Annotated in this window: 18 protein-coding genes and 1 pseudogene; 14 read left to right on the top strand and 5 right to left on the bottom strand. The window is 71.8% G+C overall.

What is annotated here, in order from left to right:
* Positions 1 to 2 precede the first annotated feature (2 nt).
* Positions 3 to 1,808, bottom strand: a complete 1,806-nt coding sequence (locus ACFYZ8_RS29550) for a 3-hydroxyacyl-CoA dehydrogenase family protein (RefSeq protein WP_388538275.1) — start codon at positions 1,806 to 1,808, stop codon at positions 3 to 5.
* Between the two features lie 408 nt (positions 1,809 to 2,216).
* Between ACFYZ8_RS29550 and ACFYZ8_RS29545 the strand changes: the two genes are divergently transcribed.
* Complete coding sequence (locus tag ACFYZ8_RS29545; protein WP_388538276.1) at positions 2,217 to 2,792, top strand: adenylosuccinate lyase; 576 nt, start codon at positions 2,217 to 2,219, stop codon at positions 2,790 to 2,792.
* 81 nt (positions 2,793 to 2,873) lie between these two features.
* Here ACFYZ8_RS29545 and ACFYZ8_RS29540 read toward each other — a convergent pair whose 3' ends face one another.
* Positions 2,874 to 4,451, bottom strand: coding sequence for an alpha/beta hydrolase (locus tag ACFYZ8_RS29540; RefSeq protein WP_388538278.1), 1,578 nt, complete (start codon positions 4,449 to 4,451; stop codon positions 2,874 to 2,876).
* A 135-nt stretch (positions 4,452 to 4,586) separates the two neighbouring features.
* A complete protein-coding gene (locus tag ACFYZ8_RS29535; RefSeq protein ID WP_388538280.1) occupies positions 4,587 to 5,624 on the bottom strand; it encodes an Rv2578c family radical SAM protein in 1,038 nt (345 codons plus the stop codon).
* A gap of 134 nt (positions 5,625 to 5,758) precedes the next feature.
* Here ACFYZ8_RS29535 and ACFYZ8_RS29530 point away from each other — a divergent pair, with 134 nt between their 5' ends.
* The 4 genes from ACFYZ8_RS29530 to ACFYZ8_RS29515 all read left to right on the top strand — a co-directional run bounded on the left by ACFYZ8_RS29530 (position 5,759) and on the right by ACFYZ8_RS29515 (position 12,193).
* Positions 5,759 to 6,202 (top strand): SRPBCC family protein, encoded by a 444-nt coding sequence (locus tag ACFYZ8_RS29530; protein WP_388538281.1) that lies wholly within the window; start codon positions 5,759 to 5,761, stop codon positions 6,200 to 6,202.
* 172 nt (positions 6,203 to 6,374) lie between these two features.
* Entirely contained in the window at positions 6,375 to 8,729 is a 2,355-nt protein-coding gene (locus tag ACFYZ8_RS29525) for an MFS transporter (RefSeq protein WP_388538283.1), read from the top strand.
* 132 nt (positions 8,730 to 8,861) lie between these two features.
* Positions 8,862 to 11,330, top strand: coding sequence for a SpoIIE family protein phosphatase (locus ACFYZ8_RS29520; protein ID WP_388538284.1), 2,469 nt, complete (start codon positions 8,862 to 8,864; stop codon positions 11,328 to 11,330).
* 137 nt (positions 11,331 to 11,467) lie between these two features.
* Positions 11,468 to 12,193: a class I SAM-dependent methyltransferase gene (locus tag ACFYZ8_RS29515; RefSeq protein ID WP_388538286.1), complete on the top strand. Its 726-nt coding sequence runs from the start codon at positions 11,468 to 11,470 to the stop codon at positions 12,191 to 12,193.
* Positions 12,194 to 12,227: 34 nt separating this feature from the next.
* On the opposite strand, the gene ACFYZ8_RS29510 is transcribed toward ACFYZ8_RS29515, so the two are convergent.
* Positions 12,228 to 13,349, bottom strand: coding sequence for an acyltransferase family protein (locus ACFYZ8_RS29510; RefSeq protein ID WP_388538288.1), 1,122 nt, complete (start codon positions 13,347 to 13,349; stop codon positions 12,228 to 12,230).
* 146 nt (positions 13,350 to 13,495) lie between these two features.
* Here ACFYZ8_RS29510 and ACFYZ8_RS29505 point away from each other — a divergent pair, with 146 nt between their 5' ends.
* The 7 genes and pseudogenes from ACFYZ8_RS29505 to ACFYZ8_RS29475 all read left to right on the top strand — a co-directional run bounded on the left by ACFYZ8_RS29505 (position 13,496) and on the right by ACFYZ8_RS29475 (position 20,314).
* Positions 13,496 to 14,329 carry a M55 family metallopeptidase gene (locus tag ACFYZ8_RS29505; protein WP_388538290.1) on the top strand — a complete coding sequence of 278 codons (834 nt, stop codon included), beginning with the start codon at positions 13,496 to 13,498 and terminating at the stop codon, positions 14,327 to 14,329.
* On the top strand, positions 14,322 to 15,626 hold the full coding sequence (locus ACFYZ8_RS29500; protein WP_388538291.1) for a M20/M25/M40 family metallo-hydrolase: 1,305 nt from the start codon (positions 14,322 to 14,324) through the stop codon (positions 15,624 to 15,626). Before ACFYZ8_RS29505 ends, ACFYZ8_RS29500 begins: the two co-directional genes overlap by 8 nt.
* Positions 15,627 to 15,642: 16 nt before the next feature.
* Positions 15,643 to 17,592 (top strand): LpqB family beta-propeller domain-containing protein, encoded by a 1,950-nt coding sequence (locus tag ACFYZ8_RS29495; RefSeq protein ID WP_388538293.1) that lies wholly within the window; start codon positions 15,643 to 15,645, stop codon positions 17,590 to 17,592.
* Positions 17,589 to 18,512, top strand: a complete 924-nt coding sequence (locus tag ACFYZ8_RS29490) for an LD-carboxypeptidase (RefSeq protein WP_359035064.1) — start codon at positions 17,589 to 17,591, stop codon at positions 18,510 to 18,512. The genes ACFYZ8_RS29495 and ACFYZ8_RS29490 overlap by 4 nt, the downstream gene beginning before the upstream one ends.
* A gap of 119 nt (positions 18,513 to 18,631) precedes the next feature.
* Positions 18,632 to 19,042 carry a DUF4345 domain-containing protein gene (locus ACFYZ8_RS29485; RefSeq protein ID WP_388538295.1) on the top strand — a complete coding sequence of 137 codons (411 nt, stop codon included), beginning with the start codon at positions 18,632 to 18,634 and terminating at the stop codon, positions 19,040 to 19,042.
* A 63-nt stretch (positions 19,043 to 19,105) separates the two neighbouring features.
* Positions 19,106 to 19,676, top strand: a pseudogene (locus tag ACFYZ8_RS29480) (aminoglycoside phosphotransferase family protein).
* Between the two features lie 50 nt (positions 19,677 to 19,726).
* Positions 19,727 to 20,314, top strand: coding sequence for a GNAT family N-acetyltransferase (locus tag ACFYZ8_RS29475; protein ID WP_388538297.1), 588 nt, complete (start codon positions 19,727 to 19,729; stop codon positions 20,312 to 20,314).
* Here the strand turns inward: ACFYZ8_RS29475 and ACFYZ8_RS29470 are convergent.
* The gene (locus ACFYZ8_RS29470) at positions 20,286 to 20,633 is read right to left on the bottom strand and encodes a DUF6204 family protein (protein WP_359035060.1); all 348 of its coding nucleotides are present in this window, start codon (positions 20,631 to 20,633) and stop codon (positions 20,286 to 20,288) included. The two genes, ACFYZ8_RS29475 and ACFYZ8_RS29470, sit on opposite strands and share 29 nt — an antisense overlap.
* 59 nt (positions 20,634 to 20,692) lie before the next feature.
* Between ACFYZ8_RS29470 and ACFYZ8_RS29465 the strand changes: the two genes are divergently transcribed.
* The gene (locus ACFYZ8_RS29465) at positions 20,693 to 21,592 is read left to right on the top strand and encodes an arginase family protein (protein WP_388538299.1); all 900 of its coding nucleotides are present in this window, start codon (positions 20,693 to 20,695) and stop codon (positions 21,590 to 21,592) included.
* Between the two features lie 40 nt (positions 21,593 to 21,632).
* Complete coding sequence (locus ACFYZ8_RS29460; RefSeq protein ID WP_388538301.1) at positions 21,633 to 23,552, top strand: DUF5107 domain-containing protein; 1,920 nt, start codon at positions 21,633 to 21,635, stop codon at positions 23,550 to 23,552.

Genomic DNA, 23,552 nt, shown 5'->3' with positions numbered 1-23,552 from the left:
GCTCAGCGGCGGGCATATTCGCGGAAGCCACGGCCGGTCTTGCGGCCGAGGCAGCCCGCGGCCACCAGGTGCTCCAGGAGCGGGGCCGGAGCCAGGCCCGGGTCGCGGAACTCGCGGTGCAGGACCTTCTCGATCGCAAGCGAGACGTCCAGGCCGACCACGTCCAGGAGCTCGAAGGGACCCATCGGGTAGCCGCCGCCCAGCTTCATCGCCGCGTCGATGTCGTCAAGAGACGCATAGTGCTCCTGCACCATCTTGATCGCGTTGTTGAGGTAGGGGAAGAGCAGGGCGTTCACGATGAACCCCGCACGGTCCCCACAGTCGACCGCGTGCTTCTTGATCCGCCCACACACCTCGTGCACTGTTGAGTGGACGTCCTCGCCGGTCAACACCGTACGGACGACCTCGACCAGCTTCATCGCGGGCGCCGGGTTGAAGAAGTGCATGCCGATCACGTCCTGCGGGCGCGAGGTGGCACGGGCGCAGGCGACGACGGGCAGCGAGGAGGTCGTGGTGGCCAGGACGGCACCCGGCTTGCAGACCTTGTCGAGCGCCTGGAAGAGCTGCTGCTTGATCTCCAGGTCCTCGGCGACGGCCTCGACGGCCAGGTCGACGTCCGCGAACGCCTCGTACGAGCCCGCGGTGGTGATCCGGTCCAGGGTCTGCGCGGCCGCCTCGGCGGTCATCCGGCCCTTGTCGACAGAGCGGGAAAGCGACTTGCCGATACGGGCCTTCGCGGTCTGCGCCTTCTCCTCGCTGCGGGCGGCGAGCACGACCTCGTAGCCGGCCTTGGCGAAGACCTCGGCGATACCGGAGGCCATGGTGCCGGAGCCGGCGACGCCGACGGAGCGGACCTCGCGGCCCGGGGCCCGCGTGGAGTTCTCCAGCGGCGTCAGCGCGTCCCGCACGACCGTCGCGCTGCCCGGAGCCTCGTAGGTGTAGAAGCCGCGTCCCGACTTACGGCCGGTCAGGCCCGCCTCGCTGAGCTGCTTGAGGATGGGGGCGGGGGCGTGCAGCCGGTCGTGGGACTCGGCGTACATGGCCTCCAGGACGGTGCGCGCGGTGTCGACGCCGATCAGGTCGAGCAGGGCGAGCGGGCCCATGGGCAGACCGCAGCCGAGCCGCATCGCCGCGTCGATGTCCTCGCGGGAGGCGTACTTCGCCTCGTACATCGCGGCCGCCTGGTTGAGGTAGCCGAACAGCAGCCCGTCGGCGACGAAGCCGGGCCGGTCGCCGACCGCGACGGGCTCCTTGCCGAGGTCGAGGGCGAGGTTGGTGACCGCGGTGACGGCGGCCGGCGCGGTGAGCACCGAGGAGACGACCTCGACCAGCTTCATCGCGGGCGCCGGGTTGAAGAAGTGCAGGCCCAGCACCCGCTCCGGGCGGGCCGAGTCGGCGGCCAGGCGGGTCACCGACAGGGCGTTGGTGCCGGTCGCGAGGATCGTCTCCGGGCGCACGATCCCGTCGAGCTCCCGGAAGATCTGGTGCTTGATCTCGTACGACTCCGGAGCCACCTCGATGACGAGGTCGGCGTCGGCCGCCGCACGCAGGTCGGTGGAGATGTGGACACGGGAGAGGAGGTCGGCGCGCTCCTGCTCGGTGAGCCGGCCGCGCTCCACGGCGCGGGCGGTCGCGGTCTCCAGGGCGGCGACGGCCTTGGCGGCCTGCGCCTCGCTGATGTCGATGCCGACGACCTCGCGGCCGGCCTTGGCGAGGACCTCGGCGATGCCGGTGCCCATGGTGCCGAGGCCGACGACGGCGACCGTGTTGAGCGGGGACAGGGAGGGGTCGGACAGGGGAGTGGCCATCGCGGGACTCCAGGAATGAGGGTGACGACTGGGAGCGCGACCCGGTACGCCGAGGGGCGCACCGGGTGCGTGGGGAACTGCTGGATGCGGGTGTTGCCGGGCTGCGAGCGCACACGCCCGGTCCGTGGTCGCGGGCCTTGCACAGGCCCGGAGAACGGTGGAATCCGACCGGCCCTGTCCCAGGCCGGGTCGTACTGGTGGTACTCGAGGCACCGAACCGACTTCCCCCACTGCCTTGAAGGCGTGGGAGGTGCCCCCACGCGGCGGCTGCGTCACCAGGCCACCGCAAGGAGTTCCACGAGTGGGTAACTCGCTCGTCTGAGCTTAACCGGTGGGTAACGAGCGCGCCAGCCCCCGGATTTGTGATGTACGTCCCGCGCTGCGGGCGGGCCGCCTAACCTCGGGTTCATGGACGAAGAGTTGCGATCGCTCACGGAGCGTTTACGGCAGGAGTCGGGAGCGCCTGCCGCCGTCGACCGTCTGGTGGCGACCGAGGACCTGGACGAGCTGGCCGCGGTGCTCACCGAGCCCGGACAGCCGCTGTGGGCCCGTGAGCTGGCCGCGTTCCGGCTCGGTCTCGCGGGGGACCGCCGGGCCTTCGAGTCGCTCGTCCTGCTGCTGAACCACCGGGATCCCCCGCGCTGCGCCGCCGCCGCGTACGCCCTGGCCCGGCTCGACGACCCGCGCACGGCCCGCGCGGCCGCCGCCCTCGCCACCAACGAACTGCGGGTCGCCTACGCCCTGCACCCGGTCCAGCTCCTGGCGGAACTCCGCGCCCCCGAGTCCGTCCCCGCCCTCATCACCACACTGGAACGCCGGCTGCGCCCGCACGACCCCTACCGCCGCGTCGCGCTCGCTTGCGTGGAGGCCCTCGGCACCCTGGAGGACGCCCGCGCCAGACCCGTACTGAACGAGGCCCTGGCGCATCCCGCGCTGGCGGAGGCGGCGGTGCGGGCGCTTGCGCGGATTCCCCGGCAGAGGTGAGGCGCCACGAAACGGCCGCGGCCCAGCACCACGTGGGAGTACTGGGCCGCGGGGGCAACCCCGTCGGGGGGCGTCGGGCGCTCAGCCGCGGGTGCCGAGCAGGCCGTGCAGTGCCGCGCCGCGGGAGGACGTCGACGCCGCCTTGGAGGTCAGCGGCTTCGGGTCGGGCAGCGCCTTGCACACCGCGTCGGCCTCGCCGCCGCCACGCGGCACCTTTCCGTCCGTCAGATACGCGGCCAGGTACTTGTCCAGGCACTTGTTGCCGCTCAGCGTGATGCCGTGGTTCCCGCCGCCCTCCTCGACGACCAGGCTGGAGTCCGCCAGCAGCCGGTGGACCGTGGCGCCGCCCTCGTACGGGGTGGCCGCGTCGTTGGTCGCCTGGAAGAGCAGCGTCGGCGGCAGCTTGCCGTTGGCGACGTTCACCGGCTTCAGCGACCCGGTGGGCCAGAACGCGCACGGCGCGTTGTACCATGCGTTGTTCCAGGTCATGAACGGGGCCTGCTCGTACACGGCCCAGTTGTCCTTCTGCCACTGGCGCCAGTCGCGCGGCCAGGAGGCGTCACGGCACTGCACCGAGGTGTAGATGCTGTAGCCGTTGTCCCCGGACGCGTCCACGGCGCCGAAGTTCTCGTACGCCTCCACCAGCGGGTCGGCGTCCTTGCCGTTCACGTACGCCGCGAACGCCTCGGCGAGGTAGGGCCAGTAGCCGTTGTAGTAGCCGCCGGGGATGAAGGTGTCCTCCAGCTCGGAGGCGCCGACCTTGCCGCCCGCGGGCTTCTTGGCGAGGGCCGCCCGCATCGCGTACCACTTGGCCTCGATCTTCTCCGGATCGGTGCCGAGCTTGTACGTCGCGTCGTACTTGGCGATCCACGCCATCAGCGCCCGGTGCCGGTCGTTGAAGGCGTAGTCCTGGGCGAGGTTGTCGTCGTACCAGACGCCGGTCGGGTCCACGATCGAGTCCAGGACCAGGCGGCGCACCCGGTGCGGGAAGAGCTTCGCGTAGACGGCGCCGAGATAGGTGCCGTACGAGTAGCCGAAGTAGTTGATCCGCCGGGCGCCGAGGGCCTGGCGGATGGCGTCCATGTCCCGCACCGCGCTGATGGTGTCGATGTACGGCAGCACGCTCGCGTACTTCTGGCCGCAGGCGGCGGCGAAGGACTTGGCGCGCTTGAGGTTGGCCCTCTCGATCGCCGGCGTGGTCGGCAGGGAGTTCGGGCGCACCGGCTTGAAGTGGCCCGGCTTGCAGTTCAGGGCGGGCTTGCTCGCGCCGACCCCGCGCGGGTCGAAGCCGATGACGTCGTACTGGGCCGCGACGGCCTTGGGCAGGCCGGAGGCGACGAACCCGGCGAAGGTGACACCGCTGCCGCCGGGACCGCCGGGGTTGACCAGCAGCGGGCCCTGGTACTTCTTCGCGGTGTGCGGGACCCGGGACAGCGCGAGGGTGATCTGCCGCCCGCGCGGGTTCGCGTGGTCGAGCGGCACCTTGAGGGACGCGCACTGAAGCGTCGGGTAGTCGGAGGTGCCGCACTTCTTCCAGGTGAGCTTGGCGGTTTGAGCGGATCGCGTGGCCTGCGGGGTGCTCGCGTCGGCGGGGACGGCGGTGAAGGTCCCGGCCACGACGACCGCGGCACCGCACAGCACGGCTGCGCGTTTTCTCATGAGGTCCTCCCAGGACGGAGGGTGATGGACCGCGAGGGTCACGGTCCATGCCGCATCGTCCCGGAAAGTCCGCCCGGAAGAACGTGTTCTGGCAATACTTGACCCGATTGGTCAGTCCGATGCGCTCGAACGCTCTCAGATCAACGTGAGTTGGGTCGGTTCGGACACCGGCTCGACCTCGGGCTCCGGCTCCCGGATCCGCCGCGGCATTCCGGCGCCCGCCGGCCCGATGCCGTACTCCTGGGCCAGTTCATGTACCTGACGGGTGATCCGGCGCTGGTACCACTTCGGGGCGTAGGCGCCGTCCGCGTACAGCCGCTCGTAACGGCGTACCAGATACGGGTGCTCCCGGTTCAGCCAGGCCATGAACCACTCACGGGCGCCCGGCCGCAGATGCAGCACCAGCGGGGTCACCGACGTGGCCCCCGCGGCGGCGATCGCGCGCACGGTGGCCCGCAGCTGCGCGGGCCGGTCGCTCAGGAACGGGATCACCGGCGCCATCAGCACCCCGCATCCGATGCCGTGCTCGCCCAGGGTCCGTACGACGTCCAGGCGCCGCTCCGGGGCGGGCGTGCCCGGCTCCACGGTGCGCCACAGTTCGGTCTCGGTGAAGCCCACCGAGACCGAGATGCCGACGTCCGTCACCGCGGCGGCCTGCCGCAGCAGGTCGAGGTCGCGCAGGATCAGCGTGCCCTTGGTCAGGATCGAGAAGGGGTTCGCGTGGTCGCGCAGGGCGGCGATGATGCCCGGCATCAGCCGGTAGCGGCCCTCCGCGCGCTGGTAGCAGTCGACGTTGGTGCCCATCGCGATGTGGTCGCCGGTCCAGCGGCGCGAGCCCAGCTGGCGGCGCAGCAGCTCGGGGGCGTTCACCTTGACCACGATCTGCGAGTCGAAGCCGAGACCGGTGTCCAGGTCGAGATAGCTGTGGGTCTTGCGGGCGAAGCAGTACACACACGCGTGCGTGCAGCCCCGGTAGGGGTTGACGGTCCACTCGAAGGGCATGCGGGAGGCGCCCGGCACCCGGTTGATGATCGAACGGGCCCGGATCTCGTGGAACGTGATCCCGGCGAACTCGGGCGTGTCGAACGTACGGCTGACCACCGCGTCGGCGCCGAAGAGGGCGGCGTCGGCCCGTCCGTGTTCGGCGGACTCGGTGAGGTTCTCCCAGCGCATGAGGCCTCCTCGGTAGCACTGCCCCACGAGTGAAACACTTGTTCGATTTTCTGCGCAACCCCGATTTGGGCGGCCGTGGGCGGGGGTGGTTGGCTTGCTCCAAGCCCGAGAACTTGAAGTCCTGGAGGAAGTCGATGGCGCAGGTCGAGGCCACTACGGAGCGGATCGTCGCGGCGGACGCGGAGAAGGTGTTCGACGCCGTCGCCGACTACAGCGGTACGCGCGGCAAGGTGCTGCCGGAGCAGTTCAGCGAGTACGAGGTGCGCGAGGGCGGCGACGGCGAGGGCACCCTCGTCCACTGGAAGCTCCAGGCCACCAGCAAGCGGATCCGCGACTGCCTCCTGGAGGTCACCGAGCCCACCGACGGCGAGCTCGTCGAGAAGGACCGCAACTCCTCCATGGTCACCACCTGGCGGGTCACCCCGGCCGGCGAGGGCAGGTCCCGCGTGGTCGTGACCACCACCTGGCAGGGCGCCGGCGGCATCGGCGGCTTCTTCGAGAAGACCTTCGCCCCCAAGGGCCTCGGCCGGATCTACGACTCCCTCCTCGACCGGCTCGCCGCCGAGGTCGAGAAGTAGGTCCCCGCCCCTCGGGGCAGGCAAGTCCTCGTCCCGCGGCGGATGTTGATCTCGGTCACCGGATCGAGTGGATCTCCGGACGGCCCGCCGGAATGCCGTAACTCGTCGCGCTTGCTCGTAGTTGTCGCCTTATGCGGGAAATGCGTGGCAGGCGTGACGAGGGGAGCGGGACGTGGGCGTGACGACTGCGACGCACGAGGAACGGGTCGAAACGCCACCGGAGGCCCCCGCCCCGGCCGTCGAACTCGGCCCGCGCCGGGTCCGGTTGGTCTTCTTCGGGCTGATGCTCGCGCTGCTCCTGGCCGCGCTGGAGCAGATGATCGTCGCCACCGCGCTCCCGAAGATCGTCGGTGAGCTGCACGGCCTGGACCGGATGTCCTGGGCGATCACCGCCTATCTGCTCACCGCCACCATCGGACTGCCGGTCTACGGCAAGCTCGGCGACCTGCTCGGCCGCAAGGGCGTCTTCCAGTTCGCGATCCTCGTCTTCGTCGCCGGCTCCGCGCTCGCCGGACGGGCCGCGACCATGGACCAGCTGATCGCCTTCCGCGCGGTCCAGGGCGTCGGCGCGGGCGGCCTCATGATCGGTGTGCAGGCGATCATCGCCGACATCGTGCCGCCCCGGCGGCGCGGCCGCTTCATGGGCCTGATCGGCGCCGCCTTCGGACTCGCCTCCGTCGCGGGCCCGCTGCTCGGCGGCTACTTCACGGACCACCTCTCCTGGCGCTGGTGCTTCTACGTCAACGTGCCCTTCGGACTGCTGACCCTGGCCGTCGTCACCGCCGTACTGAAGCTGCCGAAGCCGCGTGTGCGGCGCCCGCTCGACGTGCTCGGCGCGCTGCTGCTCGCTGCGGCCTCCACCTGCCTGGTGCTGCTGACCAGTTGGGGCGGCACCGAGTACGCCTGGGACTCACGGGTGATCCTCGGCCTCGGGGCCGGAGCGGTGGCCTCCGCCGTCCTCTTCCTGGTCGCCGAGCACGTCGCCGCCGAACCCCTCATCCCCCTCAGGCTGTTCAGGGACTCCGTCTTCAACGTCACCGGCCTGGTGGGCCTGGTGATCGGCGTCGCGCTCTTCGGGGCGGCGAGCTATCTGCCGACCTTCCTCCAGATGGTCGACGGCGCCAGCGCCACCGAGTCCGGACTGCTGATGCTGCCCATGATGGCGGGCATCGTCGGCGCCTCCGTCGTCTCCGGACAACTCATCAGCCACACCGGCCACTACCGGATCTGGCCGATCCTCGGCAGCGCCCTCTCGGTCGTCGGTATGTGGCTGCTGTCCCGCCTGGAGGTCGACACACCCCGGCTGCACTACAGCCTCTGGATGGCAGTCCTCGGCGCCGGGATCGGCATGGTGATGCCGGTGCTGATCCTCGCCGTGCAGAACTCCGTACCTCCGGCCGACCTCGGCACCGCCACCAGCGCCAACAACTACTTCCGGCAGATCGGCGGCAGTGTCGGAGCGGCGGTCTTCGGCACGCTCTTCGCCGACCGGCTCGCGGACTCGCTGGAACGGCGGCTCCCCAGCGCGGAAGGGCTGCCCGACCCCGAGTCCCTCACCCCGCAGCTCGTCCACGGTCTGCCCCCGGCGCTGCGCGACGGCTACATCCGGGCCTACGCCGACGCCATGCCGAGGATCTTCCTCTACCTCGTGCCGGTGCTCGTCCTCGGCCTGCTCATCGCCTTCTTCCTCAAGGAGAAACCGCTGGTGTCCCACCAGACCGCCGACCCGGAGACCGCCCCGATCCCGCAGGCCCGCTCACCCCGCAGCGCCGGGGCCCCCGTGTGCGGCACGGTGCGGCGCACCGACGGGACCGCCGTGCCCCGGGCCGCGCTCACCCTCATCGACCTGACCGGGGCGCAGCTCGGGCGCGGTGCCGGCGGCGAGGACGGGCGGTACACGCTGCCGACGCCCGGACCGGGGGCGTACGTCCTCATCGCCGCCGCGGGCGGCCACCAGCCGCAGGCCGTCTCCGTGACGATCGGCGAGCGGCCCGTCGAACTGGACATCGTCCTCGGCGGCGCCGGACGGCTCACGGGCCGGGTGCGGACCGCCGACGGCACACCCGTCCCCCACGCCACCGTCACCCTCACCGATGCCCAGGGCGAGGTCGTGGCCACCACCCGCAGCTCACATGAGGGCGCCTACGCCGTCACCGAACTCGTCGCGGGGGAGTACACCCTCGCCGCCGGCGCGCCCGCCTTCCGCCCCGCCGCGCTGTCCGTCACCGTCCGGGCCTCCCGGGAGACCCACCAGGACGTCGAACTCGCGGGCGGCGCGGTGCTGCGCGGCACCGTGCGGGCCGGTGGCGGACGGGCCGTGGAGGACGCGCGCGTGACACTCCTCGACATGGCCGGCAACGTCGTCAACACCCTCACGACCGGCCCCGACGGCACCTTCCGCTTCGTCGACCTGTCCGGCGGCGAGTACACCGTCATCGCCGCCGGCTACCCGCCGGTCGCCACCGTCCTCCAGGTGGCCACAGGAGGGCGCACGGAGCGCGATCTGCAGCTGGGACACGAGGACTGACGGTGCGTCAGCGCGGGGCGCGCGCCGGGGCGCTCCGGTCCGGGCCAATTCCCGCATTGCCGCACACCGTGACCGCCCGGCGCCGTACGGTGGAGTAGGCGGCACAGATCTTGCGGAGAGAGGACCTGGGCCATGGACCGTGGCACCGAGAGGGGCGCACCTCCCAGCCGCGGAGCTGGGAACGGCGCGGCGGACGGACCCGCCGCGGCCGGCCGTGTCCCGCTGGCCGTGGTCGTGGTGGACCGCGACGGCCTGGTCTCCCACTGGAGCCGGGGCGCGAGCCGCCTGTTCGGCGCCGCCAAGGAGGAGGCCATCGGCCGCGCCGCCGCCGACCTGCTGCCCGTCTCCGGAGCACTCCCCGAAGCGGAGGACACGACGTCGTACGGCGGGTACGCGGCCTACGACGGACTGGGTCCCGATCTGGAGTCCTCCCTCGACGGCGGTCTCTCCTACCCGGCCGCGGGCCGCGCCCGTCTCACCGTGCCCGGCGCGGACCGCGTCGACGTGCTGTGGTGGGCCTACCCGCTGGTGGGCCCCGGCCGGGAGCGTCTGCTGGTGCTGGCCGCCGACGCGGGCGGACTCCGCCGGGACCTCGACCTGGACGAGGGCACCGCGGCCGTCGAGCGGATCGCACCCGCCTTCGCCCTGCACACCGACTTCCCCGGCGCCGACGAACTCGCCCGCAGACTGCCCGAGATCCTGCCCAGCATGAGCGTCGGCGAGAGCGCCCGCATCGTCGCGCAGGTCCTCGAACTGGGCTACCCCGTCCTGGAGTTCAGCCAGAACGACCGGGTGCCCGTGACCCCGGACTGGGGTGTGCCCCGGCGCGCCGAGCGCAGGGCCCGCCGTGAGCGGGCGGCCCGGGCGGCCGCGCAGGGCCTGCCGTCGCCGCAGGACGACCCGGACGAGGGCGAGGACCTGGAGTACGTCGCCGTACGCGAGCGTCTTGAGTTCCTGAACGAGGTCAGCGGGAAGATCGGCACCTCCCTCGACCTGTCGCAGACCATCGTCGAGGTCAGCAGGGCGGTCGTGCCCCGCTTCACCGACGTCGCCGGCACCTATCTGCGCGAACAGGTCGTCGCCGGCGAGGGGTTCCCCGACGGCGTCCCGGACACCACCACCATGTGGCACCGGGTGGCCCTGGAGCACACCGACGAACCCGGCCGCTGGGACGACGTGGTGCCGGTCGGCGAGGCCATGCCGTTCCCCGCGCACACCCCGTTCTTCCAGTGCATGACCAGCGGTGAGCCCGTCCTCGTGCCCCGCATCAGCGAGCAGATGGGGCACGCGATCGCCTCGCAGTTCGAGAAGCGGGACATCAGGCCGCTGATCACCGGCCGCTCCATGCTGGTCGTACCGCTGAAGGCCCGCAATGTGGTCCTCGGGTTCATGATCCTGCTACGGCACCCCGAGCGCGTCGAGTTCAACGACATGGACCGGGTCACCGGCGCCGAACTCGCCGCCCGCGCGGGCCTCGTGCTCGACAACGCGCGCATGTACACCTTCCAGGAGTCCGTCGCCGAGACCCTCCAGGACAGCATGCTGCCGCACATCCCGGCGCGCATGGCGGGCTGCGACATCGCCACCCGCTATCTGCCGGGCACGCTCCTGGGGCGCGTCGGCGGCGACTGGTTCGACTCGGTGAAGCTGCCCGGCGCGCGGACGGCCCTGGTCGTCGGTGACGTCATGGGGCACGGTCTCAACTCGGCGGCCATGATGGGCCAGTTGCGTACGGCCGTACAGACCATGGCAGCCCTCGACCTGCCGCCGGCCCAGCTGCTGCGCAACCTCGACGACCTCGCCCAGCGGCTCGGCGACACCTACCTCGCGACCTGTCTCTACGCCGTCTACGACCCGATCGCGAGCGAACTCCACATCGCCAACGCGGGCCACATCCCGCCGGTGATCGTCCGGGCCGGCGACGGGCGCAGTGAGCTGCTCGACCTGCCCACCGGGGCGCCCATCGGCGTCGGCGGGGTGCCGTTCGAGGCGGTACGCGTGCGCGTGGAGCCCGGTGACCGGCTGCTGATGTGCACCGACGGGCTGGTGGAGGTGCGCGGCGAGGACATAGGGGTGGGTCTCGCCACGCTCACCGAGTCCGCCGCGCACCCGGCCGCGTCCATGGACGACGCCTGCGACGCGATCATCCGCGCGCTGAACCCGCGCGGTGGCCGCAAGGACGACGTGGCGCTGCTCATGGCCCGGCTCAACGGCATCGAGCCGGACGACGTCGCCGAGTGGCGGATCTCCCTCGATCCGGCCGAGGTCGGCCGGGCCCGGGCGGCGGTGCGGGAGCAGCTGCACGACTGGGGGCTGGCGAAGCTGGCCGACGGCGCCGAGCTGATGGTGAGCGAGCTGGTGACCAACGCGGTACGGCACTCGCACCGGCGGCCCGTGGAGCTGCGGCTGGTGCGCGGGGACACCCTGCTGTGCGAGGTGGACGACGACGACCACGAGCTGCCGAACCTGCTGAGCGCGGGGCACACCGACGAGCAGGGGCGGGGGCTGCGGGTGGTGAGCACGCTCGCGCGTGAGTGGGGTGCCAGCCGTACCAAGGCGGGGAAGACCGTCTGGTTCGAACTGACCTTGCCTCGTCGCTGAGAGCGGGGCGCCACGGGTCCGTCGTCGAACTGGCGGTGAAGGAATGCGCCATGCGCTTGTCCGTGTGACCCTGGCGCGATACACCGTACTGGCCCGTCAAGTGTGGCGGGATTGTGTCGCATCCTGGGGAGTTGGGCATGAGCGTGACTGGTCGGTACCGGGAGTCCTGGGAGGGCTTCTGGCGGGAGGCCCCGGGACGGCAGGGGGCCGTGTTCTGGGACGCGGAACCGGTGTTGACCGCCGGAGTCCACCTCGCCCACTTCGAGCCGCTCCTGGTCGATCCGGGGCTGCCGCTCGTGGACCTGGGGTGTGGGAACGGCACCCAGAGCCGGTTCCTCGCCGCCCACTTCACCCAGGTCGTCGGCGTCGACCTGTCCGCGGCCGCCCTCGACCGCGCGCGCGACGCCGACCCCGACGAGCAGGTGACCTACCGGCTGCTGGACGCCTCCGACAAGAGCGAGCCGGAGAACCTGCACGCCGAACTCGGGGACGCCAACGTCTACATGCGGGGCGTGCTGCACCAGGCCGCGCCCGAGGACCGGCAGCAGCTGGTCGACGGGATCGCCACGCTCGTCGGGGAGCGCGGCCGGGCCTTCCTCGTCGAGCTGTCCGAGGCCGCCAAGTCGATTCTGGTCGGCCTCGCCCAGAGCCCCGACGGACCGCCCGCCAAGCTGGCACCCGTCTTCCGGCACGGCATAGCGCCCGGTGAGGTCGCCGACGAAGCGGTGCCGGTGTACCTCGGGGCGGCCGGGCTGACGATCGTGAGGAGCGGTGAGCTGCCGCTCATCACCACCGAGTACCGGTCCGACGGCACCCGGATCGAGCTGCCCTCGAAGTGGTGGGTGGTGGGACGCGCCGGCTGACGGGCGGTGGGGCCCGCCTCCCCGGAGGCAGGCCCTAGCGGCGCGCCTGCGCGGGCACCCCGGCGGTGTCGGCGGGCGCGGTCTTCCGGAACGCCCACTCCATCCTCGGTTCCATCACGCACCGGAAGACCCGCCGCACGGGTGCGGTGCACAGCGCGGTCACCACCGCACCGGCCACGAGCGTGACGGCGATCTCGCCGAGCGGCGTGTGCGGCCAGCGGTGGCCGGCCCAGTCGACGTGGTTGCCCGCCTGGACGACGAAACCGTGCAGCAGATAGCCGTAGAGCGTGCCCGCGCCCAGGGTGGTGAACCACATCCGGCGCCCCGGCACCCAGGACAGGAAGCAGGCGACCAGGACCAGCGAGCAGGCGAAGAGGGCCAGGGTCATCAGGGGCCCGTACCAGTCGGGCACACCGAAGTGCTCGGCGGCGTCGCGGTGGAAGAACCAGGCGTAGTCCATGCGCGGCACCGCCCAGTACGAGAACACGACCGCGGCCGCGAACACCGGTACCGCCAGGAGACGGACCCGCCACTGCCGTACCAGCGAGAAGTGCTCGGGCCGCAGGCGCAGGCCGAGCACGAAGTACGGCAGGAACTGCAGGGTGCGCTGGAGGTCGAGGTCGTCGCCGATGGACGGGCTGAGCGTGGCGAGCGCGGCAACCGCGAGGGCGATCGGCAGCGGCCACCGCACGCTGCGCCAGATCGGCGTGGTCAGCCGCCAGATGAACAGGGCGGCCAGGAACCAGGTCAGATACAGCGGGTCCAGGAGAGTGATCGCCCGGTCCGGAACCCCGTCCGACCACCGGGTGAAGTAGGTGTACGCCGTCTCGAACACGACGTAAGGGACGACGACCCCGGTGACCAGCCGCTTGATCTTCGCCGGGCTCGCGTCGAAGGTGCGCGAGAAGTAGCCGGAGATGATGATGAACGCCGGCATGTGGAAGGCGTAGACGATCGTGTACAGCGCGGTCACGGCGCGACTGCCGGAGCGCAGCGGCTCCCAGGCGTGTCCCATGGCGACGAGGACGATCGCCAGGTACTTGGCGTTGTCGAAGAACGCGTCGCGCTGCTTCGGGCGTCCGGGCGGGTTCCCCGGCGCGGTGGTCGCCGTCGTCCGGGGGGCCGCCGACCGGACGGGCTGTGCGGTGTCGCTCACTCTTCTCCTTGGCCGTCTCCTGTGGAACCCGCGAGGGAGGATACGCGTCTTCCGTGAGTCGCCTGTGCGGCAGGGGTGAGCGGCATGCGGCTCGCCTCACCGCTTGCGGGCGACGCAAACCTCCGCGCCGCGTAACGTGGCGCACCATGAAGATCCTGATCAGCGCCGACATGGAGGGCGCCACCGGTGTGACCTGGCCGGCCGACGTGCTGCCCGGCACCCCGCAGTGGGAGCGGTGCCGGTCGATGTTCACCTCGGACGTGAACGCCGCCGTGCTGGGCTTCTTCGACGGCGGCGCCGACGAGGTGCTCGTCAACGAGGCCCACTGGACCATGCGCAACCTGCTCCTGGAGCGGCTCGACGAGCGGGCGCAGATGCTCACCGGGCGGCACAAGTCGCTGTCCATGGTCGAGGGCGTGCAGCACAGTGACGTCGACGGCATCGCCTTCCTCGGCTACCACGCGGGCGCCGGTCAGGAGGGCGTCCTCGCCCACACCTACCTCGCCAACTCCATCACCGGGGTATGGCTGAACGACGTCCCCGCCAGCGAGGGCTACCTCAACGCGCACGTGGTGGCGGAGTACGGCGTGCCCGTCGTCCTGGTCACCGGGGACGACGTGGCCTGCGAGGACGCCCTCGGGTACGCCCCCGAGGCGCTGAAGGTCGCCGTCAAGGACCATGTCTCGCGGTATGCCGCGGTGTGCCGCACACCGGCCCGTACCGCCGCCGACATCCGGGCCGCGGCCAAGGCGGCGGCCCAGCTGGCGGTCCGTCAGGAACCCGTGCAGGCGGGGCCGTTCACGATCGCGGTCGAGTTCGACGCCGAGCATCTCGCGATGGCCGCCACCGTGGTGCCGGGTGTGGAGCGGATCGGGGTGCGGAAGGTGGCGTACACGAACGAGACCATGTACGCCGGAATCCGTACCTTCAAGGCGGTCACCACCATCGTCTCGGCCGCCGTGGAGGAGCAGTATGGCTGACCAGCAGGCACTGGACGAGGTCGTCCGGTTCACCTCCGACCTCATCCGTATCGACACCACCAACCGGGGCGGCGGCGACTGCCGGGAGCGCCCCGCCGCCGAGTACGCGGCCGAGCAGCTGGCCGGGGCGGGCCTCGCGCCCCTGATGCTGGAGCGCACCAGGGGCCGTACGAACGTCGTCGCCCGGATCGAGGGCACCGACCCGTCGGCGGACGCGCTGCTCGTCCACGGTCATCTGGACGTCGTCCCCGCCGAGGCCGCCGACTGGAGCGTGCACCCCTTCTCCGGGGAGATCCGCGACGGGGTCGTCTGGGGGCGTGGCGCGGTCGACATGAAGAACATGGACGCGATGATCCTGGCCGTCGTGCGGGGCTGGGCCCGACAGGGCGTACGGCCCCGGCGCGACCTCGTGATCGCGTTCACCGCCGACGAGGAGGCCAGCGCCGTGGACGGCTCCGGGTTCCTCGCCGACGAGCACCCGGAGCTCTTCGAGGGCTGCACGGAGGGGGTCAGCGAGTCGGGGGCGTTCACCTTCCACGACGGTGCCGGCCGGCAGATCTATCCGATCGCGGCGGGGGAGCGAGGCACCGGCTGGCTGAAGCTCACCGCGCGCGGCCGGGCCGGACACGGCTCCAAGGTCAACAAGGAGAACGCGGTCACCCGGCTCGCCGCCGCGGTGACCCGCATCGGCGAGCACGAGTGGCCGCTGCGGCTCACCCCGACCGTCCGCGCGGCGCTCACCGAACTCGCCGCGCTCTACGGCATCGAGACCGACCTCCACGACGTGGACGCGCTGCTGGAGAAGCTGGGCCCGGCGGCCCAGCTGGTCGAGGCGACCGTGCGCAACAGCGCCAACCCGACCATGCTGGAAGCCGGTTACAAGCTCAACGTGATCCCGGGGGAGGCCGTGGCCTACGTCGACGGCCGCTGTCTGCCCGGCGGCGAGGACGAGTTCCGCGCGACCCTCGACCAGCTCACCGGACCCGATGTGGACTGGGAGTTCAGCCACCGCGAGGTGGCCCTCCAGGCGCCGGTCGACTCGACGACGTACGCCAACATGCGTGCCGCGGTGGAGGAGTTCGCGCCCGAGGGGTACGTGGTGCCGTACTGCATGTCCGGCGGCACGGACGCCAAGCAGTTCTCCCGGCTCGGCATCACCGGGTACGGGTTCGCGCCCCTGAAGCTCCCGGAGGGCTTCGACTACCAGGCCCTGTTCCACGGGGTCGACGAGCGTGTCCCCGTCGAGGCGCTGCACTTCGGGGTGCGGGTACTCGACCGCTTCCTGCGAACGGCCTGAGCGAGTGGGGGAGAACGTGCAGACGTCGCCATACGGTTCCTGGCCCTCACCCATCGACGCGGCGCTCGCGGCCGCGCACGACGGGCACCCCGAATGGCTGGGCTTCGTCGGGGACGACGTGTGGTGGACCGAACCCCGGCCCGCCGAGGGCGGCCGCCGCACCCTGGTGCGCAGACGCGACGACGGGACCGAGGAGTCGGCACTGCCCGCGCCGTGGAACGTGCGCAGCAGGGTCATCGAGTACGGCGGTCACCCCTGGGCCGGCGCGACGGTGGCCGGCGAACCGCTCGTGGTGTTCGTGCACTTCGCCGATCAGCGGCTGTACCGGTACGAGCCCGGGGGCGAGCCGCGCCCCCTCACGCCCGTCTCCCCGGTGGGCGGCGGACTGCGCTGGGCGGAGCCGCAGTTGAGGCTCGACCTGGGCGAAGTCTGGTGCGTGCTGGAGGAGTTCACCGGCGACGGGCCCACCGACGTCCGCCGGGTGCTCGCGGCCGTGCCGCTGGACGGTTCGGCGGTGCAGGACCGGGACAGGGTGCGTGAACTCACCGACGACAGGCACCGGTTCGTCACCGGGCCCCGCGTCTCGCCCGACGGCTCGCGCGCGGCCTGGCTCGCCTGGGACCACCCGCGGATGCCCTGGGACGGCACGGAGTTGATCGTCGCCGAGGTCCACGAGGGCACGCTCCGGGAGCCCCGCACCGTGGCGGGCGGCCCGGAGGAGTCCGTCGCCCAGGCCGACTGGTCGCCCGACGGCCGTCTCCTGTACGCGAGCGACCGCACCGGCTGGTGGAACCTGTACCGCGACGGGGAACAACTCTGCCCGCGCGAGGAGGAGTTCGGCGGCGCCCTGTGGAAACTCGGCCACCGCTGGTTCGCCCCGCTGGACAGCGGGCTGATCGCCGTCGTGCACGGCGCCGGCTCGACCGCCCTCGGGATCCTGGACCCCGAGACCGGCGAACTCGTCGACGCGGCGGGCCCCTGGACCGAGTTCGCCCCCGCCCTCGCGGTGCACGGAGAGCGGGTCGTGGCCGTGGGCGCCAGCCCGCGCTCCGCCTACGAGGTGGTGGAGGTGGACACCCGCACGGGCCGGGCCCGCGTGACCGGGGCCCCGCACGACGACCCGGTCGACCCCGTGTACTACCCCGAGCCCCAGATCCGCACGTTCACCGGACCGGACGGCCGGGACATCCACGCCCACATCTATCCGCCCCACCACCCCGAACACACCGCGCCCGGTGGCGAGTCGCCGCCGTACGTCGTCTGGGCGCACGGCGGACCCACCGGGCACGCGCCCCTCGTCCTCGACCTCTCGATCGCCTACTTCACCTCGCGCGGCATCGGCGTCGCCGAGGTCAACTACGGCGGCTCGACCGGATACGGGCGCGAGTACCGCAACCGGCTGCGGGAGCAGTGGGGCGTGGTCGACGTCGAGGACTGCGCGGCCGTCGCGCTCGCCCTGGCCGACGAGGGCACCGCCGACCGTGACCGGCTCGCCATCCGCGGCGGCAGCGCGGGCGGCTGGACGGCGGCCGCCTCGCTCACCGCGACCGACGTCTACGCCTGCGGCACCATCGTCTACCCGATCCTCGACCTGGCGGGGTGGGGCACCGGGGAGACCCACGACTTCGAGTCCCAGTACCTGGAGAGTCTGGTGGGACCGCTCGCCGAGGTCCCCGGACGGTATGCGGAGCGCTCGCCCGTCGAGCACGCCGACCGGGTCACCGTGCCCTTCCTGCTGCTCCAGGGCCTGGACGACGTGATCTGCCCGCCCGCGCAGTGCGAGCGGTTCCTCGCCAGGATCGCCGGCCGGCGGGTGCCGCACGCCTACCTCGCCTTCGAGGGGGAGGGGCACGGGTTCCGCCGTGCCGACACGATGATCCGCGCACTGGAGTCCGAACTCTCCCTGTACGCCCAGGTGTTCGGGCTGAACCCGCCCGGCGTCCCGACTTTGGAGCTCACCACGTGACAGCACTCGTACGGCCGTCCAGGCTCGCGCCCGGTGCCCGCGTGGCCGTGGTCGCGCCGAGCGGCCCGGTCGTGGAGGAGCGGCTGCAGGCCGGCCTCGACCTCCTGCGAGCCTGGGACCTCGACCCGGTGGTCGCCCCGCATGCCCTCGCCACGCACCCCGAGCTGAGCTACCTGGCGGGTTCCGACGCCGACCGCGCCGCCGACCTCCAGCAGGCCTGGTGCGACCCGTCCGTGGACGCGGTGCTGTGCGCCCGGGGCGGCTACGGGGCCCAGCGGATGATCGACCTGCTGGACTGGGAGGCGATGCGGGCGGCCGGCCCCAAGGTGTTCGTGGGCTTCAGCGACGTCACGACCCTGCACCAGGCGTTCGCCACCCGCCTGGGGCTGGTCACGCTGTACGGTCCGGCCGCCGCCGGGGTCGACTTCGTCAAGAACGCCGTCGCGCAGGAGCACCTGAAGGCCACGTTGTTCGCCCCGGAGACGGTCCGCGTCCTCACCTCCCGGGGCGCCCCCCTGACCCCCGGGAGGGCCCGCGGAGTCACTCTGGGCGGCTGCCTCAGCCTGCTCGCCTCCGACCTCGGCACCCCGCACGCCCGCACCGGGGCCCGGGACGGACTGCTGCTGATCGAGGACGTGGGGGAGCAGGCGTACCGCGTCGACCGCATGCTGACCCAGCTCCTGCGCACGGGCTGGCTGGACGGCGTCAAGGGGATCGCCCTCGGGTCCTGGGCCGGATGCGGCCCGTACGACCCGCTGCGGGCCGCTCTCGTCGACCGCCTCGGCGGCCTCGGCGTGCCCGTCGTCGAGGAGTTCGGATTCGGGCACTGCGAGGGGGCGCTGACCATGCCGTTCGGCGTGACCGCCGAACTCGACGCCGACGCGGGCACTTTGACGCTCGACGAAGCTGCGTTGCGCTGAGCTTTTGCTTGCCTGGAGCCCCTCTATTGTAGTATGGGCGTAATTTAAATCGCCAGGGGGCCGACGGTGACAGCGGTCGCGAACGGCGAGGGGCTCCCGAACCGGAGGTATCAGAAAGAATGAGTCTGAAAAAGGTGGTTCTCGGTTCCGCGGGCCTCGGGATCGCCGTGATCGGGTTGGTCTATCTCTTCGTTCCCCACCTCTTGCTCGACGTCTACGGGGTCGACATCCAGTCACCCTCGGAGGCGAACCTTTTCAGGAGCGGTTCCGGGTCGTTGTTCGTAGCCATGGCGATCTTGTTCTGCCTGGGAGCCGTCAACACGCGTTACACCAGGACTTCGCTCGTCACGCTGTTCACCTTCATGAGCGGCCTCGCTGTGGGGCGCCTGGTCAGCATCGTGGCGGATGGGTGGCCCCATGCGCTGCTGACCGCCGTTCTGGTGATCGAGGCTTCCTACGCCGGTGTTGCGGCCTATGTGTTGCGGGCGGAGGACCACGTAGTGCCGCGCGATGCCGACCGCGCCGTCTGATCGCTCGTTTCGATTGTTCAGCCCACGTTCCGCTGCCGCGAAAAATGGGGTGATCATGACGAGCTGGACTCCGGCGCGGCGCCTCGTCCGCTCGGCATTGACGATCAGGGTCGTGAGGTCCTGACCTTCATGCCGGGAGACGTGGTCTGGCCCGACCGGTTCTCGCTGATGGAACCCGTTCGCCAACTGGCGTGCGGGGCACGGCTGATCCGGGACTTCCACGACGCCGTGCAGGACTTCACGCCGCCCTCCGATGCGCGGTGGCAGCCGCTGATTCCCGCTGAGGGAACCTCGTGGTCGCAGACGAGGCGCGGTGGGCCTTCATCGACTGGGACGGCGCGGGTCCCGGCTCGCGCCTGTGGGATGTCGCCTACGCCATTCACGGGTTCATCCCGCTGTCCGCGCATCCGGACCGGCAGAGCCCGGAGGCGGCGGACCGACTGCGCGTCTTCGCCGACGCCTACGGTCTGGCCGAGTCCGAACGCCGTCGGCTGGTCCCTCTCCTGGGGCGCCGTACCCGTTCCATGCACGACTTCCTGCGCGACCAGGCAGCCACGGCGACGCCTGGCGAAACGACGCCGAGTACATCGAGCAACGCGAAGACCAGTGGATGCGGGCCCTGCTCGCCGGCTGAGGCTGCTGCCTGGCCGAACGCCGCAGCCAGGGGCGTCGTAGGCTGGCGGGATGCCGCACACCGCGTCCCGCTATCTCGCCGAAGGCCCCCGCGTCGGTATTCGTCACTTCACCTACGAGGACGCTGCCGAGTTCACCGCGCGGGCCAGGGAGAGCAAGGAACTGCACCAGCCGTGGCTGTTCCCGCCGGACAGCGAGAGCGCGTATCTCGCGTATGCCGGCCGGCTGATCGAGGACCGGACCAAGGCCGGATTCCTGGTGTGCGAGAAGAACGGGGAGAAGAGCGGGCAGAAGGAGGAGGAGCGGGGCGGCGGGGGCATCGCCGGGTTCATCAACATCAACAACATCGTCGAGGGCGGATTCCGGTGCGGGGCCCTCGGCTACGGCGCCTTCGCGCACGCCGCCGGGCGCGGGCTCATGCGCGAGGGGCTGAACCTCGTCATCGATCATGCCTTCGGGCCGATGCGGCTGCACCGCCTGGAGATCAACGCGCAGCCCCGCAACACCGCCTCCCTCGCCCTCGCCCGCAGCTGCGGCTTCCGCCTCGAAGGGTTCTCCCCGAAGATGCTCTACATCGACGGGGAGTGGCGGGACCACGAGCGCTGGGCGATCACCGCCGAGATGCGGGCTTCCGGTTGATCTTCATGGTGTCGAGGTCCGTGACCGTCGACTTCAGGTCCCTGAAGCCGTAGCCGAGCTCCCGGAGCGCCGTCTCCGCGCGGTCCTCGGCGATCGCGCCCGCCATCTCCTCGCCGTCCGCCGCGTCCGACACCACCACGTACCGCATCGAGAAGTGCTTCAGCGGAGCCGGCTCGTACGACAGCGAGCCCTCCTCGGAGAACCGCATGCTCGCCAGGGAGTGGTCCGCCGCCTCGGCGAGCAGCCGGGCGCGGGCCTCCTCGGTGAGCCCCTCCCATGTGCCGCGCACGATCACCCGGTAGGTGTGCTGCTCACTCACTGTCGCTCCCTCGCGCATCTCCGTGGACGGTCGACTGTACGTCGGCGAGGATGATCCGCATGCGGAATTTCGTCGTGCTGGACGCCCCCTCCAACCTCGGCCTGCGTCCGCCCGCCCCCGGCACCGTGCCCGGCTGCTACAAGCTCGCCGGCGCCCTGCGCGAGCAGCGGATCGTGCAGAGGCTGCGCGCCCTGGAGGGCGGGGTGGTGGTGCCGCCGCGCTACGACCGCGGGGACTGGCAGGAGGGCGACGGCGTCTTCAACGCCGCCGCGATCGCCGCGTACACCGTCAAGCTCGCCGACCGGATCGAGCGCCATGTGCGCGCCGGGGACTTCCCCGTCGTCCTCGGCGGCGACTGCTCCATCCAGCTCGGCGCCTCCCTCGCCCTGCGCCGCGTCGGGCGCTACGGGCTGGCCGCGATCGACGCCTCGCCGGACTTCCGGCACCCCGGCAACTCCGACCGGATCGGCGCGGCGGGCGGCGAGGAGGTCGCGCTCGGCACCGGGCGGGGGCAGGAGGATCTCACGGACCTGGAGGGGCTGAAGCCCTACCTGCGCGACGAGGACGTGCGGTTCTTCGGGATCCGTGACGCGTTCGAGGAGGACCGGGCCGAACTCGCCGCCCTGAAGATCCCGGTCGTGACCGTCGGCGACCTCCGGGAGTGGGGCGCCGACGCCCTCGCCCGCGCCACCGCCCAGGCCTTCGAGACCCCGGAGATCGACGGCTTCTGGGTGCACCTGGACGCCGACGTCCTCGACCCGTCCGTCATGCCCGCCGTCGACAGCCCGGACCCGGAGGGCCTCCTGCCCGCCGAACTCCTCGCGCTGCTACGGCCGTTGCTCGCCTCCCCCTCCTGCGTCGGACTCAACATCACCATCTACGACCCCGATCTCGACCCCGAGGGAACGGCGGGCGCGCTGCTCACCGACATCGTCGTGGACGCCTTTGCACAATCCTGACCGGCGGCTCCCCTGGCCGACTCCCCGCCGAGCGGTTTCCATGGTGATCGTGACGACGATCCGGCGAGACGTACTCACCCTGCCCGCCGCACAGCTGGGCCCCGACAACCCGCTGCCCCCGCTGCGGCTCCCGCACGAGGTCCACCGCGTCGACGTACGGGACCGGGACGACCTGCCCCGGGACATGGCCCGGCAGGCGGGCTACGGGCCGCTGCACAGCCTGCTGCCGGTCCGTGTCCGGGACGGCTACGGCAGAGAGCGCGCACCCCGCCGGTTCGAGACCATCGTGATCGAGAACGACCGGCTCACCGTCACCGTCCTCCCCGGTCTCGGCGGCCGGGTCGCCTCCCTCTTCCACAAGCCGACCTGGCGTGAACTCCTGTACCGCAACCCGGTGTTCCAGCCCGCGAACTTCGCGCTGAACGGCGCCTGGTTCTCCGGCGGCATCGAGTGGAACATCGGCGCCACCGGCCACACCACTCTGTCCTGCGCGCCCCTGCACGCGGCTCGCGTACCCGCTCCGGACGGCGGGGAGATGCTCCGCCTGTGGGAGTGGGAGCGACTGCGCGACCTGCCCTTCCAGGTGGACCTGTGGCTGCCGGAGCGGTCGGACTTCCTCTACGTCGGGGTGCGGATCCGCAATCCGCACGAGCGGCCGGTACCGGGCTACTGGTGGTCGAACACCGCCGTGCCCGAGGGGCGAAGGGTGCTCGCCCCCGCCGAGGAGGCCTGGCAGTTCGGCCACGAGCGTCACCTGCGCCCGGTGCCCGTCCCGCCGGACCCCCTCGACACCCCCTACGCCGCCGACTACTTCTACGACCTGCCCGACACCCGGCGCCGCTGGATCGCCGCCCTCGACCCCGACAGCCACGGCCTGGTGCAGACCTCCACCGACGTCCTGCGGGGCCGCAAGCTGTTCGTGTGGGGCACCGGCAGCGGCGGCCGGCGCTGGCAGGAGTGGCTCACCGAACCCGGCATCGGCGGCTACTGCGAGATCCAGGCCGGCCTCGCCCGCACCCAGCTGGAGCACGTCCGGCTGGAACCGGAGAGCGAGGTGACGTGGCTGGAGGCGTACGGGGCCTTGGAGGCCACGCCGGTGCCGACGGAGGCGGAGACGCGCCTGGAGGCCGTACTGCCGCGTGCCGCCGTCGACGCGGCCCACGCCGCCTGGAAGCCGTACGCCGACACCGAACCCGGCGAGACGCTGGCCGTCGGGTCGGGCTGGGGCGCCCTCGAAGTGCTGCGCGCCGACTGGAAGTTGCCCGGCACCCCGTTCGACGAGAGCACCCTGGGGGAGGCGCAGGCGCCCTGGCTGGAGCTGCTGCGAGCCGGGTCCTTCCCCGAACCGCGCCGGGTTCGGCCGCCCGGCGAGACGCTGGTCGCCCCGCACTGGCGGGACATGCTGGAGACCGCGCCCGCCACCCCGCTCACCGAGTACCACCTGGGAGTGGCCCAGTGGCACTCCGGTGACCGCGCGCAGGCGGTGCGCAGCTGGGAGCGGGGGCTCGAACTGGCGCCGTCCCGCTGGCCGTTGCTGCGCTGTCTCGCCGTCGCCGACCAGGAGACCGGCAACCGCGAGCGGGCCGCCGAGCGGTACGCCGAGGCCTTCGACGACCTGTGCCAGGAGCGGCGTGACGACGGGGAGTCGTGGACGGCGGCCACCGCCGCGCTCGCCCGCGAGACGCTGGAGGCGCTGCTCGCGGCAGGGCGTACGGCCGAGGCGCGTTCCGTGTGGGAGCGGCTGTACCCGGCGATCCGGGCGCGCGGCCGGTTCCGGCTGATCGAGGCCCGGCTGCTGCTCGCCGAGGGACGGCCCGAGGCGGCCCGGGCCGTCTTCGACGAGGGCTTCGAGGTCGCCGACCTGCGGGAGGGCGCCGAGGCGATCGGCGACCTGTGGAGCCGCCTCAGCGACGAACCGCTTCCACCGCGCCACGACTTCCGGATGCGGCCGCGGACGTGA

Source organism: Streptomyces sp. NPDC001668, assembly GCF_042893155.1.
In the GTDB taxonomy this organism is placed as follows: Bacteria; Actinomycetota; Actinomycetes; order Streptomycetales; family Streptomycetaceae; genus Streptomyces.
Note: the sequence above shows the minus strand (reverse complement) of the source record. Positions and strands in the feature narration are given on the sequence as shown.

What these genes read in the sequence shown, in the direction of transcription:
- ACFYZ8_RS29550 (WP_388538275.1), bottom strand. Translation starts at nt 1,808, where the DNA reads ATGGCCACTCCCCTGTCCGACCCCTCCCTGTCCCCGCTCAACACGGTC.
- ACFYZ8_RS29545 (WP_388538276.1), top strand. Translation starts at nt 2,217, where the DNA reads ATGGACGAAGAGTTGCGATCGCTCACGGAGCGTTTACGGCAGGAGTCG.
- ACFYZ8_RS29540 (WP_388538278.1), bottom strand. Translation starts at nt 4,451, where the DNA reads ATGAGAAAACGCGCAGCCGTGCTGTGCGGTGCCGCGGTCGTCGTGGCC.
- ACFYZ8_RS29535 (WP_388538280.1), bottom strand. Translation starts at nt 5,624, where the DNA reads ATGCGCTGGGAGAACCTCACCGAGTCCGCCGAACACGGACGGGCCGAC.
- ACFYZ8_RS29530 (WP_388538281.1), top strand. Translation starts at nt 5,759, where the DNA reads ATGGCGCAGGTCGAGGCCACTACGGAGCGGATCGTCGCGGCGGACGCG.
- ACFYZ8_RS29520 (WP_388538284.1), top strand. Translation starts at nt 8,862, where the DNA reads ATGGACCGTGGCACCGAGAGGGGCGCACCTCCCAGCCGCGGAGCTGGG.
- ACFYZ8_RS29515 (WP_388538286.1), top strand. Translation starts at nt 11,468, where the DNA reads ATGAGCGTGACTGGTCGGTACCGGGAGTCCTGGGAGGGCTTCTGGCGG.
- ACFYZ8_RS29505 (WP_388538290.1), top strand. Translation starts at nt 13,496, where the DNA reads ATGAAGATCCTGATCAGCGCCGACATGGAGGGCGCCACCGGTGTGACC.
- ACFYZ8_RS29500 (WP_388538291.1), top strand. Translation starts at nt 14,322, where the DNA reads ATGGCTGACCAGCAGGCACTGGACGAGGTCGTCCGGTTCACCTCCGAC.
- ACFYZ8_RS29485 (WP_388538295.1), top strand. Translation starts at nt 18,632, where the DNA reads ATGAGTCTGAAAAAGGTGGTTCTCGGTTCCGCGGGCCTCGGGATCGCC.
- ACFYZ8_RS29475 (WP_388538297.1), top strand. Translation starts at nt 19,727, where the DNA reads ATGCCGCACACCGCGTCCCGCTATCTCGCCGAAGGCCCCCGCGTCGGT.
- ACFYZ8_RS29465 (WP_388538299.1), top strand. Translation starts at nt 20,693, where the DNA reads ATGCGGAATTTCGTCGTGCTGGACGCCCCCTCCAACCTCGGCCTGCGT.
- ACFYZ8_RS29460 (WP_388538301.1), top strand. Translation starts at nt 21,633, where the DNA reads ATGGTGATCGTGACGACGATCCGGCGAGACGTACTCACCCTGCCCGCC.